We start from the raw sequence: 15800 nt of genomic DNA, 5'->3' as shown, positions 1-15800 counted from the left end.
TGTATCCCGCCCGTTGTTCCAAGCTGATTATTTTCTGATTCCTAACTTCTCGATTAAAGCACGGTATCTTTCAATATCAGTTTTCTTTAAGTAGTCAAGCAGACCACGTCTCTGACCAACCATTTTCAGAAGACCTCTTCTGGAGTGATGATCTTTGTGGTGAACTTTCAGATGCTCAGTGAGCTCCTCGATTCTTGCGGTAAGAACAGCTACCTGTACTTCCGGTGATCCTGTATCTCCCTCAGTTCTTGCATACTCTTTGATGATTGCCTGTTTTTTTTCTTTCGAAATCATTTTAAATTCCTCCTATTATTTTGATTGCACCGCTGACTAAGAAGTGGTCGGAGTGTCCTGCCTCTGAATCAGGGTCCGGGGATCTTTTTTGTCCCACATACTCGATTAGTATAGCATACGCTTTTCGAATTGTAAATACTAAAATCAGATGTTTTCGCGATGAATTTTCACGTAGTTACAGTTCTCCGAACTGTAACTTTCGCAGCTCTCATTTTAAGTTTTGCTTCGCAAAAGGAGAGCTGCTCACACCTGAATCACTTTCTTACGCAGCGAAACAGCGAGTGTTTCACTGCTGAGCGAACTTTTTTTCTACATATTTTTTTCCTGCCGCAACATCATGATCGAGCTGGTTTTTCAGCGCGTCGATCGAAACAAATTTCTGCTCCGGGCGCAGAAATTTTAACAGAGAAACCTCCGCCTGTTTTCCATAGAGATCCTCGCTGCAGTCAAAAAGATTCGTCTCCACGCCGGTAAATTTTTCCTGTACCGTCGGCTTAACACCGATGTTTGTGATACCGTAATAAATTTTTCCTTCGATTTTCACCTCGGAAACGTAGACGCCGAACGGCGGAAGCAGCTTTTCTGCCGGCGGGATCTGATTGATGGTCGGCACGCCGATCGTTCTGCCGAGTGCATGACCGTGGACAATCTCGCCGTGAACCGCGTAATCGTAGCCGAGCAGACCGCTCACGGCTTCCATATTGCCCTGTTCCAGCTCTTCCCGTGCCCAGGTGCTGCTGATCTCGCGGCCGTTTTCCTCTGCTTTTTCGATGATCTCGGTTTCAAAACCAAGGGACGGGCCCATTTCTTTCAGCATTTCGGCTGTGCCGCTTCTCTTGTAGCCAAAACCGAAATCCTTTCCCACAACAACTTTTTTCGCGTGCAGCTTATCCACCAGAATCTCTTTGATAAAGGCTTCCGGCGTCATGTGCATCACTTCATCCACAAACGGGCATTCCACAAGGCAGTCCATGCCAAGCTGTTCGAGGCGGGCTCTTCTCTCCTCATTCGTCAGCAGCTGATGCGGCTTGACATGCTGCACTTTCGACTGCGGCGGCACGTCAAACGTAAACACAACCGTTTCCAGTCCTTCCGTTCTGCCGATTGCAAGGACACGACGGATCAGAAGCATATGCCCCCGGTGGAGGCCGTCAAATTTTCCCAGGGTTACAACGCTGTCCCCTCTGCTGTCAAAATCCAGTGTTTTTGTTAGATATCTCATGTTCTCTCCAGAAATAACTTGACCGGTCTGGTTAAGTTTTGTGATGGTCTGTATTGATAAATACCGACAAACGTTCCGCCATCGAGATAAAGGCGGAACTCCTCGTCTTCTGCGAAGTCCCCGCCGGAAGCAGTTTCCCCGATTTCGCGGATCTGCGCCGGTTTCAGCGGATTTCCGTTTTCCGCAAGCTTTTTCGCATGATCGTCCGCTGTCGCAAAGCTGCGCAGCGCGGCAAACATTTCATCGACCGGCACGAGGATCTCCGAAAGGCGGCCCTCACCGACAATCGCTGCGATCTCGTCAAGCGTGTGCGCTCCGTTTCGGTCAAACTGGCCGACTCTCGTGCGGATCAGCTGCTCCATACATCCGTGGCAGCCCAGTTTTTCGCCGATATCGTGGCACAGGGTGCGGATATACGTTCCCTTCGAACACGTTACCTCCATGCGCACCAGCGGAAGCTTCATTTCCAGAATGCTGATCTCGTAAAAGTGCACCGTGCGGGCCTTCCGCTCGATCTCGATGCCTTCCCGCGCCAGCTCGTAGAGTTTCTTTCCATTAACCTTCAGCGCGGAATACATCGGCGGCACCTGCTGCTGCTCCCCGACAAACGAGGCGATGCAGTCCCGCACCTCTTCTTCCGTCACGGTCACTGGCGCTTCTGCTGTCACGGTTCCGCTCATGTCCTGCGTATCCGTTGCGATTCCAAGGTGAAGCAGCGCTTCATACGTCTTCGTTTCATCGGTCAGCATATCGCAGAGACGCGTTCCCTTTCCAAGGCAGACCGGAAGCACGCCCGTCGCATCCGGGTCTAGGGTTCCGGTGTGGCCGATTTTTTTCTGGTGCAGGATGCCGCGCAGCTTCGCAACCACGTCATGCGACGTAAATCCCGCCTCTTTCCATACGTTCAGAACTCCGTTTATCATGTTGTTTTGTCTCCCTCTTTTTCACAAGAAAACCGGGCGTGGATATATTTTCTGCGCCCGGCTGTTTCCTGTTTATGCTTCTTCCTCTGTCGTCTCTTCTTCCTCTTCTGCAAGAAGCTGTTTTTCGATATACAGAGTCAGATTGTTGATTACATCATACGGAGAACCTGACATCGTGCAGCCAGCCGCACGGATATGGCCGCCGCCGCCGAATACGGCTGCGATTTTGCTCACATCAACCAGCTCGTCGGAGCGGAGGCTTACTTTGAAGACCTGCGGCTCCAGCTCATACAGGAAGATCGCTACGTGAACGCCTTCTGTATTTTTTAACTGGCTGACAATGCCGTCCATATCTCCCGATGTCAGGCCATAGAAGTCCATGATCTTCTTCCGCACGATACCGACAATACACTGCTTGTCGAGAAGCATGATGCTCTCTGTCAGCGTGCGTCCCATAATCTGGTTCTGTACGTATGTTTTCTTGAAGAATGCATCCTCGATGATTCTGGTAAACGGAACTCCCTTTTCCATCAGAGCGGCCGCAACCCGCATCGTGTGCGGAGAGGTGCTGCTGTACTGGAATACGCCGGAATCGGTCACAATACCGGTGTACAGCGCCTCGGCGCACGGCTCGGAGATCTTTTCTTCCTCCAGAAGCCCAAACAGCACCTCGCAGGCAGAGCTTGCATCCGGCTCTACGTGATTGATTTCGCAATATTCTGTATTCGTCACATGGTGATCGATGCAGATCGTCTTTCCCGCTTTTGCAAGAAGCGGTGCGGCAACGCCGATGCGCTCCTCGCTGGATACATCCAGAAGGACCACAAGGTCGTACGCTTTCTCTTCACAGCTTGTCTTTACCTCAGAAAAACCCGGAAGATAGGAAAATTCCGGCCGTGGATCCTCAAGATAGACATCTGCCTGAATCTCCGGCCGATTGTCGCGAAGATACTGGTATAATCCCAGGCAGGAACCGATGCAGTCACCGTCCGGACGAACGTGTCCGGCGATGGCCATGCAGGAGACTCCGTTTAGAATTTCATCAATTTTCTTCATTTTCCTCATCCTTTTTGTCTTCTTTGTGTGTTACTTCATCAATCAGTTTCGACATCGTAACGCCATATTCAATCGACTCATCCAGGACAAAGGTCAGCTCCGGTGTATTGCGGAGGTTAATGGTCTTGGCCAGCATACGGCGGATGAAGCCCTCCGCGCTCTTTAAGCCGCGGATGGTTTCTTTCTTCGCCTCATCATCGCCAAACACACTGATATATACTTTACACGTCTTCAGATCCGGCGCTACCTCTGCCGCTGTGACAGAGGTCATCATTCCGATGCGCGGATCCTTGATCTCGTTCCGGATGATGTTGGAAAGCTCTTTCTGTACTTCCCCGTTGATCCTGGTGTTTTTAATACTGTTTTTTCTCAACTTAATTCCTCATTTCTATCTCGGCACTTCTACCATGATATAAGCCTCGACCTGATCGAACTCCTGAAGATCGTTGAATCCTTCAAATACAAGACCGCACTCATAGCCGGAGCGCACTTCTTTGACATCGTCTTTGAAACGTTTGAGGGATGCCAGATTTCCTTCGAAGATCTGGTTTCCTTCGCGGCTGATTCGAACTTTGCAGCCTCTCTGGAACGTTCCGTCCAGTACATAGCTTCCGGCGATCGTTCCGACACCGGATGCCTTGAAGAGCTGACGTACCTCGGCATGGCCGATAACTTTCTCTTCGTAAACCGGCTCAAGCATACCCTTCATGGCTGCCTCAACATCCTCAATTGCCTGGTAGATGACACGGTACAGACGGATGTCTACGCCGTTCTGCTCTGCCATGGATTTTGCGTTCGCATCCGGGCGTACGTTAAATCCGATAATGATGGCGGAAGATGCGGTTGCCAGCATAACGTCGGACTCGTTGATCGCACCGACACCGCCGTGGATGACGCGTACGGCAACTTCCTCGTTGGAGAGTTTGACAAGACTCTGTTTTACTGCCTCGACAGATCCCTGTACATCGGCTTTGACAACAAGTGCCAGTTCTTTTAAGTTACCCTCCTGAATCTGGTTGAACAGATCATCCAGGGACATCTTCGCTTTTGTCTCCTCAAGCAGGTTCTTCTTGTTCTCTGCCACGAAGGTTGCTGCGAAGTTCTTTGCTTCTTTATCGTTATCGGTCTGAACGAGGATCTCTCCTGCGTTCGGAACATCGGAAAGTCCGAGAATCTCAACCGGAGTAGACGGGCCTGCCTCTTTGACGCGGCGTCCCTTATCATCCATCATCGCACGGACTTTACCGGAGCATGCGCCTGCTGCGATGTAATCGCCGACATGCAGGGTACCTTTCTGTACCAGAATGGTAGCAACCGGTCCTTTTCCTTTATCCAGCTCAGCCTCGATGACAAGACCTCTTGCTTTCCGGTTCGGGTTTGCTTTCAGCTCGAGCACTTCGGAAGTCAGAAGGATCATCTCCAGCAGATCGTCGATACCTTCGTTGTTCTTTGCAGATACCGGAACGAATACGGTGCTTCCGCCCCAGTCCTCCGGAATCAGTTCGTACTCGGAGAGCTCCTGTTTTACACGCTCTACGTTTGCGCCTGGTTTATCGATCTTATTGATCGCAACGATGATCTCAACGCCGGCTGCTTTTGCATGGTTGATTGCCTCAACGGTCTGCGGCATCACACCGTCGTCTGCTGCGACAACGAGAATGGCGATATCCGTTGCATTGGCTCCACGCATACGCATAGCGGTGAATGCCTCATGTCCCGGGGTATCGAGGAACGTAATCTTCTGTTTGTTGATCGAAACGGTGTATGCACCGATGTGCTGGGTAATACCGCCAGCCTCGCGGTCGGTGACATGGGTGTTCCGGATGCAGTCCAGAAGAGATGTTTTACCGTGGTCAACGTGTCCCATAACGCAGACTACCGGCGGACGCGGAACCATGTCTTTTTCATCCTCTTCGTCCTCTTTTAAGAGCTCTTCGATCACATCGACTTTCTCTTCCGGCTCAGCGATGATGTTATAATCAAGCGCGATTTCCTGTGCTTTTTCGAAATCGATCTCATGGTTTACGGTAACCATCGTTCCTTCCATGAACAGTTTCTTTACGATGACTGCCGGCTGCATTTTCATCTTCTCAGCCAGCTCGCGGATGGTCATTTTCTCCGGCAGGGTAATCTCCTTTACCTCATCCTTCGGTGCTTCCTGTTTCGGTTTGTTGACCGGTTTCTGGAGCGCTTTCGGGAGTCTGGACTGCTGATGATGTCCCTGGTTCGGACGGTTTCCGCCTCTTCCTCTGTCTTCACTGAATTTATTTTCTCTTAAAGAATCTTTGTTTTTGTCTTTTTCTTTTCTTCCTGTATCACGGCCTGGCTTCTTGATGCCAAGGCTCATTGTATCGCCTGCAGAGCTCTTATGCTCGGTTCTGCGGCGGTCTCCTCCCGGACGGCGGTTCTGATTCTGGGAATCATCATCCTTTCCTGCGAACGGTCTTCCGCCATTATTTCCCGGTCTGCCTCCGTTTGGACGTGCGGAACGCTCACCGAATGGTCTTCCGCTTCTCTCACCGTTTCCACTTCTTCCGCCGTTATTGCGGTCTCCTCCCGGACGGTCTCCGCTGCGGTTCGGGCGGTCTCCATTGTTTCCGCCGAAGCGGCGTTCTCCCTGCGGACGGTCTCCGCTGCGGTTCGGGCGGTCTCCGTTATTGTTGAAGCGGCGCTCTCCCTGCGGACGGTCTCCATTGCGGTTCGGACGGTCTCCGTTATTGTTGAAACGGCGCTCTCCCTGCGGACGGTCTCCATTGCGGTTCGGACGATCTCCATTTCCGCCGTTTCCGTTTCCACGGTTCGGACGGTCCTCGCTTCTTCCGTTTCCATTGCGGTTTCCTTCCGGACGGCCGTTTCCGCGGGACGGACGGTCTTTTTTCTGTCCCTGGTTCTTTGTGAACTCTTTTGCTTCTTTACTTGTTGCGTTCTGCGGACGCACAACGGAAATAATTTTCTTTTTCTTCGGTTTTGCCTGCTCTTCCGGTTTCTTCATTTCCATATTTTCTGTATCTTTCTTTTCCAATGATCTTTTCTCCTCTTTCTGCGGTTTTCGTGTTTCCTGCATCCATCCACCGACCTTTCCGGCCTTACGCCTTACGCTTCTGCCAACAATGCTGCTATTTTTTCTGCAAAATGCGCTTCACATACGGCAAGGGAAGAACGGTATTCTCTTCCGATGGCTCTTCCAAGCTGCTCTTTGTCCCCAAAAAGAATGCATGGCACTTTATAGTATGCACACATATTGCGAAATTTCTTCTGTGTATTGGCCGACGCCGTTTCCGCCAGAATGACAAGGTATGCGCTGCCGCTCTTTACGGCCTGCTCGGTCGCAAATTCGCCGCTCGATACCTTACCCGCCTTCATGGCAAGGCCCAGCATGGATAATCCTTTACTTTGACTGTTCAATCTTCGCAAATGCCTCCTTTAACTGCTCATAAACCTCTGATGGAATTTCTGCCTTCAGAGAACGGGAAAGTCCTTTGTTTTTCATTGCATTCCCCAGACATTCCAGAGAGCAGACATAAGCACCGCGTCCGTTCATTCTTCCGGTTGTGTCCGGAACAATCGTTCCTTCGGTGGTTTTCACCACGCGGATCATTTCTTTTTTGTTTTTCATTTCATTGCAGCCAATGCATTTACGCAGCGGCACTTTACGAACTGTACTCAAATGCTCATCCCGCCTTTGTTTTTATTTTAATTACTCTTCGTCTCCGGCTTTCTCTGCTGTTTCTACATCATTCTCGTCGAAGTTTTCTTCTGCAGAGATGGTTTCCTCCTCTGCTGCGGACTCATCGTAATTGTCCTCTTCCTCGTATTCCTCTTCTTCTACGTAGTCGAAGTCTCCTGCCTCGCGTGCCTGGGTCTCGCTCTTAATGTCGATCTTGAATCCGGTCAGACGTGCGGCAAGTCTTGCGTTCTGTCCCTCTTTACCGATGGCAAGGGAAAGCTGGTAATCCGGAACGATTACTTTTGCGGTCTTCTCATCCGGATCTGCCATAACGGAGATAACTTTTGCCGGGCTCAGTGCGTTCTCGATCAGGAGTGCCGGGTTCTCATCCCATGTAATGATGTCGATCTTCTCTCCGTTCAGCTCATTGACAACCGCGTTGACACGGCTTCCGTTCATACCGACGCATGCGCCGACTGCATCGACGTTCGGATCGTTGGACCATACTGCCATTTTCGTACGGCTTCCTGCCTCACGGGCAATGCTCTTGATCTCTACGATGCCTTCTGCAACCTCGGAAACCTCAGACTCAAAGAGACGTTTTACGAGTTCCGGATGGGTACGGGATACCATGACTTTCGGTCCCTTGGTTGTATTCTTTACTTCCAGAACGTATACTTTCACACGCTGGGTCGGCTCAAATTTCTCGCCTTTGACCTGCTCGTTCTCGGTCAGCAGAGCGTCTACTTTACCGAGGTTGATGCTGACGTTGCGTCCCACATAGCGCTGTACCACACCGGTAACCACATCGTGCTCTTTCTCGAAGTACTGATCAAACAGAACTTTACGCTCTTCCTCACGGATCTTCTGAAGAATGACGTTTTTGGCATTCTGGGTTGCAATACGGCCGAACTCTTTGGATTTGATTTCTACCGGAACGATATCGCCGAGTTCATAGCGGGAGTCTGCACGTTTTGCATCGGAAAGGGCGATCTCCATGATCGGATCCTGTACCAGATCAACAACGGTTTTCTCTGCTACGACTTTGAAATCACCAGTCTGGGCGTTAATGCTTACCTTTACATTATCTGCTTTGCCAAAATGGTTTTTACAGGCCTGGATCAGCGACTGCTCAATTGCCTCAAGCAGGGTATCTTTGCTGATATTCTTCTCTTTCTCAAGAACTTCAAGGGCCTCCATTAATTCTGTATTCATTTTTCTCTTTTCCTCCTGTATCTGCGTCTGTTTAGAAATCAAATGCTAAACGGATCAATGCAATATCGCTTTTCTGGAAGACGCGCTCTGTTCCGTCCTCCTCCAAAATGGTCACACTGTTATCATCATATGCGGTGAGTATTCCGTAAAATTCCCGGTTTCTCTCGATCGCACGGTATGTCCGGATTTCCAGCTCTTTTCCCATGCTTCTCTTATAGTCTTTCTCTTTTTTCAGCGGACGTCCAAGGCCCGGGGAGCTGACCTCCATGATATAGGCGTCATCGATAAAGTCCTCTGCGTCCAGCCGGTCAGAAAATGCACGGCTGACGATTTCGCAGTCATCTACGGTAATTCCGCCTTCTTTGTCGATGTAAGCACGCAGGTACCAGGTACCGCCCTCTTTGACATACTCCACATCCACCAGTTCAAAACCATTGGCTTCTACAATCGGAGTGATCAGTTCTTCTGCCTTCTGTTCGTATTCTTCTCTTCTGCTCAAATCCTCACCACCTTTTTTGATTTAGGGAAACTTTCGAAAAATTCTTTCATTTCCCTGTACACAAGAAAGAGTGGACGAAATCGTCCACTCCTTAACAGTCACTTATTAACAACTTTACTATAGCACCTTTTCCGTGCAATTGCAAGGGTTAATTTTCAAAATATCCTTTATTTATCGCCTTTTCCGGCTTTTTTGTTCGCCGGTTCCGGGCAGATGTGGACATCGAGCTGGTTATACGGGATGGAAATTCCCGCCGCGTCAAACTCTTCTTTGATGCGCTCATTCATTTTCCATTTGACCGGCCAGTAATTTTCCGTTGCGACCCAGGCGCGCAGACCGACCGTGATCGCGCTCTCGCCCAGCTCATCTACGAAAAACTGCTGCTCCTCCGACTGAAAATGCGGCTCCTCCTCAACGAGGCGGCGCAGGATATCCTTCGCTTTTCTGATATCGGACTCATAAGAAATGCCGACTTTGATTTCCAGCTTTCTGCGGTCCATTGCCGTCACGTTGATGATGGTGTGATTCGTAAGATTGGCGTTCGGGATCATGATGGTACGGTTGTCGATGCTGTTGATTGTCGTGTAATACATCTCAATCTTTTTGACCGTTCCCTCCTGGCCTTCGCCCGGGAAAATGATGTAGTCACCGACCTTAAATGGCTTCAGCAGCAGAATCATCACCCCGCCTGCAAAGTTTGAGAGGCCGCCCTGCAATGCCAGGGATACGGCAACGCCGGCGGAGGCGATGGCTGCTGCGATCGACGCTTCGGATACGATGCCGAGCTGAACGATAATGGTCAGCACCAGCAGCGTGTTCAGACTGTATTTCACCATGGAAACGGTGAAACTGACCACCGCCTCCTCCGTGTGAAAACGCCGCATGTTTTTCCGGATCAGACCACAGAGCCACAGGATCAGTTTGCGTGCAACCAGAAACAGAATTACTGCAAACACAATCTTCAGCACCAGATCGGCAGCCGAAGAGGCCTTGTCGATCCAGTATTCATAGACGCGTTCCGCCGCTGTCAGATTCACCATGTGTTATCTCTCCTCTGTCTCGAATTTTCTCTGCAGCTCCTCGCCGAGTTCACTCATGCCTGTGCTTTTTTTCGTTTTTGTCTCTGGTTTTGCCTCTGATTTTGCTTCCGACTTGGTTTCCGGCTTTGTAGCCGGCTTCTTTTCCGGATCGGCGGCTGCGCGGTATTTTTCCACGGCTTTTGCTGCCTCTGCCGCTGCGGATTTTCCGGCTTTCACCAGCTTGTCCACCGTCTGCTCTACCGTTTTCACCGGTTTGCTGTCGATCGCCTGCTTTACGGCTTTCTCCACCTTCTCTGTCGCAGTCGTAGTTCCCTGCTTTTTCTCTGCGGTTTTCACCGTTTTTTCCGATACCTTTTTCTCTGCTTTTTTCTCTGCTTTTTGAGCAGTCTTTGTTGTTTTCTTTGCTTTTACTGCTTTTACTGCTTTTACTGCTTCTTCCGTTTTTCCAGCCGGTTTTCCCTTCTTTCCGGTTTTCTTCTCTGCTGCCGCTTTCGCTGCAGTTTTTGCCTTTGCGCTCTTATTGCTTGCAGCGCCCGTCTCCGGCTTCGTATAAGAAAATACCTGAACAGAAAGCGGTGCGAGTTTTACGGTAATCGAGTTTTTCCGCTCGTCGCACTCTGTTTTTTTCGACATTTTCACGCGTGGATTTCCGACGCCTGTTCCGCCATAGCTTTCCGCATCGCTGTTGAACATCTCTTTGTACTTTCCTGGATACGGCACACCAATGCGGAAATCATCGTACTCGACATTCGAGAAGTTGCATATGACAAGCAGCGTATCTTCTTTCTTCCTTGTTCTGCGAAGGAAGATCAGAAGATTCTTTTCCCACTCCATGCCATTGATCCACTCAAAGCCCTCCGGCTTTTCGTCAAGCTGATACAATGCCGGATTTGCTTTGTAGAATGCATGAAGTGCCGCCATATAGTTCTTTAACTGCAGATGTTTCTTGTCCTCAAGAAGCTCCCAGGACAGGGACTGTTTCTCATTCCACTCTTTTTCCTGTCCAAATTCCTGTCCCATAAACAGAAGCTTCTTTCCGGGATGCACCATCTGATAAGCGTACGCCAGACGAAGATTTGCCATTTTCTGCTCCGGTGTACCCGGCATTTTGGTATACATAGACCCTTTCAGGTGAACCACTTCATCGTGCGACAGACTCAGCATGAATTTCTCCGAGTATGCATATACCATAGAAAAAGTCAGCTGATCGTGATGTGCCCCGCGGTATACCGGATCGTTTTTCATATATTCCGTAAAATCATTCATCCAGCCCATGTTCCACTTGTAGTCGAAGCCAAGTCCTTCATCGTCGAGTTCTCCCGTCACCTTCGGCCATGCAGTCGATTCCTCTGCGATAAGAAGCGCATCCGGGAACTCTTTTTTGAAGATGGAGTTCAGATGTTTTAAAAATTCGATTGCCTCAAGGTTCTCATTTCCGCCGTAGATATTTGCGACCCACTCCCCGTCCTGCTTGCCATAATCAAGATACAGCATCGATGCAACCGCATCCATACGGATTCCGTCGGCATGGTACTCTTTTGCCCAGAAAAGCGCATTGGCGATCAGGAAGTTCTTTACTTCCGGTCTGCCGTAATTGTAAATCAGCGTGCCCCAGTGTGGATGGGATCCCTGTCTCGGGTCAAAATGCTCGTACAGACACGTTCCGTCAAACGCAGAAAGTCCGAAGGTATCGCGCGGGAAGTGTGCCGGTACCCAGTCGAGAATAACACCAATGTCGTTCTGGTGCATCGTATCCATAAAATAGCGGAAGTCATCCGGCGTTCCGTATCGTGCTGTCGGTGCGTAATAGCCCGTTACCTGATAACCCCAGGATTCATCGAGTGGATGCTCCATCACCGGCATCAGCTCAACATGGGTGTAGCCGAGCTCTTTCACATAAGAAGCCAGCATCGGAGCGATCTCACGGTAGTTATAAAATTCACGGCCATCGTCCGGTTTTTTCCAGGAGCCAAGATGCACTTCATAAACAGAAATCGGCGCTTTGTCGCCCTGTGTGACACCACGCTTCTTCATCCAGTTCTCATCCTGCCAGGCATATTTTCCAAGATCAACCACAACACTCGCATTGTTCGGACGCAGCTGTGCTGCATTCGCGTATGGATCCGATTTCAGATACGTCAGACCGCCCTTTGCCTTAATTTCATATTTATAGATGTCGCCCGCGCGAACACCGGGGATAAAGAGTTCATAGATCCCGGACTCCAGAAGATTCATCTGATATGCTCTTCCGTCCCAGTTATTGAAATCCCCGACAACGCTGACACGGATCGCATTCGGTGCCCAGACAGCGAAGTAAACACCACTGATACCATCGATCTTTACCGGGTGTGCACCCATCTTCTCATAGATGGAATAACAGATGCCGTTTTCAAACTGTTTCTGTTCCTGCTCGGTGAACTGCATCGGATAGGCATATGGATCGTAATGCTCCATCTGGTTTCCGTCGCCGTCCCAGTAGATCAGCGTATAGGACGGAATTTTCTTTCCCGGAAGCAGCACAGCGAAAAATCCCGCCTCATCCTCGCAAACCATCTCGGTCTGTTTTCCGTCGCGGATCGTATGTACGGCTGCACGGGTTGCACCCGGGAAAAACGCCTGAATCAAAATACCATCCTCCGTTACGCGCGGTCCCAAGATGTCTCTTGGATGATTTTCCTCAGAATAGACCACGGCTTCTATTTCCGCCCAATCCATATAATCGTATAATTTTTCTTCCATTTTCAAAATTATAACCCCTCCTTTTTTATTTTACGTGCTCTCGCTGCTGCTTCCCCCATACAAAATCGCATAAAAAAGCACTCATTCATGCCAGAGCGTGTTTGAAAAAAGCTTTTCGTGAGCTGCGAGTCCCATTTTCAGCCCAAACGGTCTGCAGCAACCGGATAAGGTCAAAACAGATCGCGAAGTGGGGCTTGCAGATTGTGGAAATGATTTTTCAAATTCTGTTTTTATTCTACCATCCTAACTGCGATTGTACAATGCAAATCTGGTTTGTTTTTTATTCATTTCCTACGATTACGGCAAGATCTTCATCTGTCGTCTGCATCTCATCGTTCTCAAACCAGATACTGTAAATGTTCTGTGAAGTCAGTGTTTCCAGGGACTCCCTGGAAAGCGATTCGGCCTGATAATCAGAAAATGCTGCAAGCAGCGTATTGGCACAGCCATATTCACCGGAATAGACGATCAGTTCGGAGGCTGCTGTGTGGTCTTTTCCGTCTGCCGCGCTAAGATACGGCGTGCGCATCGTTCCGTCCTGATACTGGTAATAGCGGTACGCATCCGGGCTGCCCGCCTGGTAAGCGTGGAAAAACACGATGCTTTTCGGTCCTTCATACGTCATTGTTCCGTATGACTGGATTTCGTTCCCGGAAAGATGATACAGCGGATACCGGTACTCTTTTTCTCCCGTCTCATCGAGACAGCGCACGAAACCGTCCTTACTGGAAATAATGCCGAGCTGATAGCCCTCGCCACGAATCGTATCCGCCAGATAATCAATCAAAAAAGCATTTTTCATCCAGAAAAAGTCGAGATATGCGGTATAGCCCATCTCTGCGGCATACGCCTGATACGCGTCTGACACATGCAGACAGACCTGGTTTTCCCCTGACAGCTCCAGTGAAATATCATCCGGGTTCTGTGTAAAGGCAGCAACTGCTGCCGTTTCTTCTGCTGCCGCATCGTTCCGGTTCGGATCAAACTGCGCTGCAGCCGCATCATCATTGCTGGCGCAGAGATTTTCCAGGGACGCATACAGCGGTCCCAGATAAATTTCCCGGCAATTGGCATCGGATACTTTTTTCAGTGCATCGTATAAAACCGGATCTACCGTCAGCACTTCATTTGGATGCTGGTTGATATCATACAGGTTTGTCACATCCTCAAAGCTCTCATCTATATTGAAAAGCCGGTAGCCTTTCACTGCCGCATCTGTGTAAAGCAGCGAAAGCGCCTTTGCCTCCCCGCCTGCAGAAACCCCGCTTGCGCCAACGTTATATTTCAAGGTAAAATCCTCACCGCAGTTCAAATCCGCGCCTGCCTTTACACTGATCTCACGCCAGCCGGAATCTCCATGCAGAAAGTTCATAAAACCATACACCAGAAAACCGGATCCAATCGCCAGAAGCAGTACTACAAGCAGGATGCGCCGTCCGACATTTTTTTCGGAAAGCCAGACCTTCTGTACCGGCTTTGGCAGCCGTCTGTTCGGATCTTTTACTGTTCTTCCCATTTTTTTGCTCCTCTTTCATTCTAATTTTCCTTTTCCGCTGTGATTTATTGTCCCAAAAAACACATCGCCCGTCAAGTAAAATCGGAACGGAATTCATCTCGCACTTCGTTCCGGAAGCCACAACTTTTTTAATTTACAGAAAATTTCAACGAAGTTTCCTGTAAACTATGAGAAACACGCTCCGCGAGTTTCTCAAGTTATCGCGGCAGTCGCCAAGGTCTCGTGCAAGCACGGACTTTGGCTCGTTGCTCGCGTAAATCAAAAAAAGCGGCACCGGAACCTTTTTTCTGGTTCCGGGCCACTTTTTCTTTCCTGTCCACTATAGGGCAACTAAAATCAATGCAATGATAAAGATCAGGAGAATCACGGCAAGTACAGCAAATCCGTACAGCGCGCCCTGCTTGCATGCTTTGTAGTTGTGATAGTATTGTTTCTTTTTGTATACCATCGCTGCGATGATACCGATGATCGGGAAGAAGAACGACAGCACTTTGTACCAGACGCTTCCGGTATCGTGAACCGGAGTTTTCAGGAATTCATCTTCTGCCTTGGAAAGATGAACCTCGTGGTTCTCCTCTTTTACTTCCTCGCCAGGCTTTCGGATGGTGATCGGCTGCAGCGGCTCTCCCTTCTCACGGAGTGCCTTATACTCTTCGATCTCTTTTTTATTTCCATATACAAAATGATTGTGTCCGATGTCCACGAATTCCGGTTTGTCCACGGAATAATCGTGAATGGACGGGTCATAGGTGTACAGCACCTTATTCTTCTCGAGCTGCGGATCCGGAATCGGGATCGCAGAGATCAGGGAATGGGTGTATGGATGCAGCGGGAAGTTGAACAGCTCCTCTGCGTCCGCAACCTCTACGATATTTCCTTTGTAGATAACACCGATACGGTCGGAAATGAACCGTACGATGGAAAGGTCATGGGCGATAAACAGATAAGTAACCTGTTTTTCTCTCTGGAATTTCTTCAGCAGATTGAGGACCTGGGCACGGATCGATACGTCCAGTGCGGAGATCGGCTCATCGGCTACAACCAGCTCCGGCTCCATAACCATGGCACGGGCCAGACCGATACGCTGGCGCTGTCCGCCGGAGAACTCATGTGGGTAACGGGTCAGGTGCTCTGGCAGAAGACCAACCTCGTTGATCATGTTCTCTACCTTTTTCACACGGTCTGCCTCGTTCTCGTACAGATGGAAGTTGTAAAGACCCTCGGATACGATATAATCGACCGTCGCACGCTCATTTAACGATGCGGCCGGATCCTGGAATACCATCTGAATGTTTCGGATAACCTCCCGGTCCAGGGAATGCGGAATCTTACCGGAAATTTTAACGCCCTTATACAGGATCTCTCCTGCGGAACACGGGTTGACACGAATGACCGCACGGCCGATCGTTGTCTTTCCGGAACCGGACTCGCCTACGAGGGAGAAGGTCTCTCCCTTGTAGATGTCAAAAGAAGCATTTTTTACCGCTTTGACTGCGTCATCGCCCTTGCCGAAAGTGATATCTACATTTTTTACCTGCAGTAAGATTTCTCTTCCATTTTCGTCAATCGGACCATGCTCCGGCAGATGCGAAACAGTGGTCTTGCTTTCCTGCTTTGTAGACACTTTCA

General features: G+C 49.7%; 15 protein-coding genes. 1 reads left to right on the top strand and 14 read right to left on the bottom strand.

Annotated elements, in window-relative coordinates:
* Positions 1-27: 27 nt before the first annotated feature.
* The 12 genes from rpsO to glgB form a co-directional block, all read right to left on the bottom strand.
* Complete coding sequence (gene rpsO / locus DWZ44_RS05730) at positions 28-294, bottom strand: 30S ribosomal protein S15 (RefSeq protein ID WP_022462935.1); 267 nt, start codon at positions 292-294, stop codon at positions 28-30.
* Positions 295-580: 286 nt separating this feature from the next.
* Positions 581-1516 (bottom strand): bifunctional riboflavin kinase/FAD synthetase, encoded by a 936-nt coding sequence (locus DWZ44_RS05725; protein WP_117760893.1) that lies wholly within the window; start codon positions 1514-1516, stop codon positions 581-583.
* On the bottom strand, positions 1513-2439 hold the full coding sequence (gene truB, locus DWZ44_RS05720) for a tRNA pseudouridine(55) synthase TruB (protein WP_117804405.1): 927 nt from the start codon (positions 2437-2439) through the stop codon (positions 1513-1515). The genes DWZ44_RS05725 and truB overlap by 4 nt, the downstream gene beginning before the upstream one ends.
* A 72-nt stretch (positions 2440-2511) precedes the next feature.
* On the bottom strand, positions 2512-3495 hold the full coding sequence (locus tag DWZ44_RS05715) for a DHH family phosphoesterase (RefSeq protein WP_117804404.1): 984 nt from the start codon (positions 3493-3495) through the stop codon (positions 2512-2514).
* On the bottom strand, positions 3482-3868 hold the full coding sequence (rbfA, locus tag DWZ44_RS05710; protein ID WP_022462931.1) for a 30S ribosome-binding factor RbfA: 387 nt from the start codon (positions 3866-3868) through the stop codon (positions 3482-3484). The genes DWZ44_RS05715 and rbfA overlap by 14 nt, the downstream gene beginning before the upstream one ends.
* 15 nt (positions 3869-3883) lie before the next feature.
* The gene (infB, locus tag DWZ44_RS05705) at positions 3884-6493 is read right to left on the bottom strand and encodes a translation initiation factor IF-2 (RefSeq protein WP_334291847.1); all 2610 of its coding nucleotides are present in this window, start codon (positions 6491-6493) and stop codon (positions 3884-3886) included.
* 95 nt (positions 6494-6588) lie between these two features.
* A complete protein-coding gene (locus DWZ44_RS05700) occupies positions 6589-6900 on the bottom strand; it encodes a L7Ae/L30e/S12e/Gadd45 family ribosomal protein (protein ID WP_055221524.1) in 312 nt (103 codons plus the stop codon).
* The gene (gene rnpM / locus DWZ44_RS05695) at positions 6884-7162 is read right to left on the bottom strand and encodes an RNase P modulator RnpM (RefSeq protein WP_117804403.1); all 279 of its coding nucleotides are present in this window, start codon (positions 7160-7162) and stop codon (positions 6884-6886) included. The genes DWZ44_RS05700 and rnpM overlap by 17 nt, the downstream gene beginning before the upstream one ends.
* Before the next feature lie 30 nt (positions 7163-7192).
* The gene (nusA, locus tag DWZ44_RS05690) at positions 7193-8377 is read right to left on the bottom strand and encodes a transcription termination factor NusA (protein WP_117804402.1); all 1185 of its coding nucleotides are present in this window, start codon (positions 8375-8377) and stop codon (positions 7193-7195) included.
* A gap of 31 nt (positions 8378-8408) precedes the next feature.
* Positions 8409-8876 carry a ribosome maturation factor RimP gene (gene rimP / locus DWZ44_RS05685; protein ID WP_022462927.1) on the bottom strand — a complete coding sequence of 156 codons (468 nt, stop codon included), beginning with the start codon at positions 8874-8876 and terminating at the stop codon, positions 8409-8411.
* Positions 8877-9043: 167 nt separating this feature from the next.
* Positions 9044-9916: a mechanosensitive ion channel family protein gene (locus tag DWZ44_RS05680; RefSeq protein ID WP_022462926.1), complete on the bottom strand. Its 873-nt coding sequence runs from the start codon at positions 9914-9916 to the stop codon at positions 9044-9046.
* Between the two features lie 3 nt (positions 9917-9919).
* The gene (gene glgB, locus DWZ44_RS05675; protein WP_117804426.1) at positions 9920-12655 is read right to left on the bottom strand and encodes a 1,4-alpha-glucan branching protein GlgB; all 2736 of its coding nucleotides are present in this window, start codon (positions 12653-12655) and stop codon (positions 9920-9922) included.
* A 101-nt stretch (positions 12656-12756) separates the two neighbouring features.
* Between glgB and DWZ44_RS19475 the strand changes: the two genes are divergently transcribed.
* On the top strand, positions 12757-13011 hold the full coding sequence (locus DWZ44_RS19475) for a DUF6783 domain-containing protein (RefSeq protein WP_416388104.1): 255 nt from the start codon (positions 12757-12759) through the stop codon (positions 13009-13011).
* Here DWZ44_RS19475 and DWZ44_RS05670 read toward each other — a convergent pair.
* Positions 12936-14171, bottom strand: coding sequence for a hypothetical protein (locus DWZ44_RS05670; RefSeq protein ID WP_117509188.1), 1236 nt, complete (start codon positions 14169-14171; stop codon positions 12936-12938). The two genes, DWZ44_RS19475 and DWZ44_RS05670, sit on opposite strands and share 76 nt — an antisense overlap.
* A 319-nt stretch (positions 14172-14490) precedes the next feature.
* Complete coding sequence (locus tag DWZ44_RS05665) at positions 14491-15795, bottom strand: ATP-binding cassette domain-containing protein (protein ID WP_270423095.1); 1305 nt, start codon at positions 15793-15795, stop codon at positions 14491-14493.
* Positions 15796-15800 lie beyond the last annotated feature (5 nt).

The sequence above is a fragment of the Blautia sp. AF32-4BH genome (assembly GCF_003460565.1).
GTDB classification, from domain to species: domain Bacteria; phylum Bacillota; class Clostridia; order Lachnospirales; family Lachnospiraceae; genus Fusicatenibacter; species Fusicatenibacter saccharivorans.
The sequence above is the reverse complement of the archived record's forward strand: the minus strand, read 5'-3'. Positions and strand labels throughout refer to the sequence as shown.

What these genes read in the sequence shown, in the direction of transcription:
- rpsO (WP_022462935.1), bottom strand. Translation starts at nt 294, where the DNA reads ATGATTTCGAAAGAAAAAAAACAGGCAATCATCAAAGAGTATGCAAGA.
- truB (WP_117804405.1), bottom strand. Translation starts at nt 2,439, where the DNA reads ATGATAAACGGAGTTCTGAACGTATGGAAAGAGGCGGGATTTACGTCG.
- glgB (WP_117804426.1), bottom strand. Translation starts at nt 12,655, where the DNA reads ATGGAAGAAAAATTATACGATTATATGGATTGGGCGGAAATAGAAGCC.
- DWZ44_RS05725 (WP_117760893.1), bottom strand. Translation starts at nt 1,516, where the DNA reads ATGAGATATCTAACAAAAACACTGGATTTTGACAGCAGAGGGGACAGC.
- DWZ44_RS05670 (WP_117509188.1), bottom strand. Translation starts at nt 14,171, where the DNA reads ATGGGAAGAACAGTAAAAGATCCGAACAGACGGCTGCCAAAGCCGGTA.
- DWZ44_RS05715 (WP_117804404.1), bottom strand. Translation starts at nt 3,495, where the DNA reads ATGAAGAAAATTGATGAAATTCTAAACGGAGTCTCCTGCATGGCCATC.
- nusA (WP_117804402.1), bottom strand. Translation starts at nt 8,377, where the DNA reads ATGAATACAGAATTAATGGAGGCCCTTGAAGTTCTTGAGAAAGAGAAG.
- infB (WP_334291847.1), bottom strand. Translation starts at nt 6,493, where the DNA reads ATGGAAATGAAGAAACCGGAAGAGCAGGCAAAACCGAAGAAAAAGAAA.
- DWZ44_RS05680 (WP_022462926.1), bottom strand. Translation starts at nt 9,916, where the DNA reads ATGGTGAATCTGACAGCGGCGGAACGCGTCTATGAATACTGGATCGAC.